We start from the raw sequence: 970 nt of genomic DNA on the forward strand, positions 1-970 counted from the left end.
TGATGAGTAGAAGTGGTATACTCATAAACAACACCCAAAATATCAAAGACTGTCTTTTTCTCGTATCGATGAGATTTTCGTCCGTTGTGCTGTAGGAGGTTAAACAGACGAAGGAGAACCTTTGATAATTCTTGGGTGTTTTTGTGTAATGCTTGGTAAAAAAGTGAAAAATAATCCTTAATTATGTACATCGCTTTATATTCACTTAGCTCTTTCTGTTTCTTACGTAATAGGAGTTCTCGCATTTTAAACATAGTAGAAGAACATAATAGAATACTAATGAGTTGCCCATAAAGATGACATTCTAATCGCTCTTGTTTAATAGATTTACAACGATGAATTTGAAACCAAGATTTCCATATTTTAAATAACAGCTCAATTTGCCAACGTAATGAATATAAATCATAGATTTTCTCTTTTGGTACCCATTCCGTAGGAATGTTTGTCATATATACCGTAATACCTTGTAAAAGCTTTGTACGCTCTGTATATGTAATTCCTTTTTTCTTTTCACGAATAGCTCGGTCACGTAGGCGTTTCTGTTTTTGCTCCTCGGTACACCTATAAACTACAATACGAGTAGGCAATTTGTCCTTACTCCCTACATATACATCGTGTAATTCATACACTTGGCCAGGTTGTAGCTGTTTCATAATGTCTTCCAAATGAATTTGTATATATACTGGTTTCAATTGAGAGGGTTTTGTTTTAAATACCACTGTTTCGAACTCTTTTCTATATATTTTAGTTGGTAACTTAAGACGAGATAAATAATACCCCTGCTTGTCTTGAATAGACTTAAAGTCTTGTAGACGAAAATATCCTAAGTCACGAATATACAGCTCATTCTTTTGTATCATGCCTGTTCGAGTCGCACCATACGCCTGATCACTTCGTTTTCCTGGTTCAATTTTCACATCAGAAAATTCCCCACTCAACAAGTCATACTCTAGTTGAATTTTCACACCAG

1 protein-coding gene is annotated in these 970 nt (G+C 34.6%); it reads right to left on the reverse strand.

Going from position 1 to position 970, the window contains the following annotated elements:
• Positions 1-970: IS4 family transposase (locus ACTFRH_RS30855; RefSeq protein ID WP_440048913.1), on the reverse strand; the 970-nt coding region annotated here is incomplete at both ends.

Origin of the sequence: Bacillus cereus group sp. MYBK216-1, from assembly GCF_051916495.1 — a bacterium.
Classification (GTDB): Bacteria; Bacillota; Bacilli; order Bacillales; family Bacillaceae_G; genus Bacillus_A; species Bacillus_A thuringiensis_K.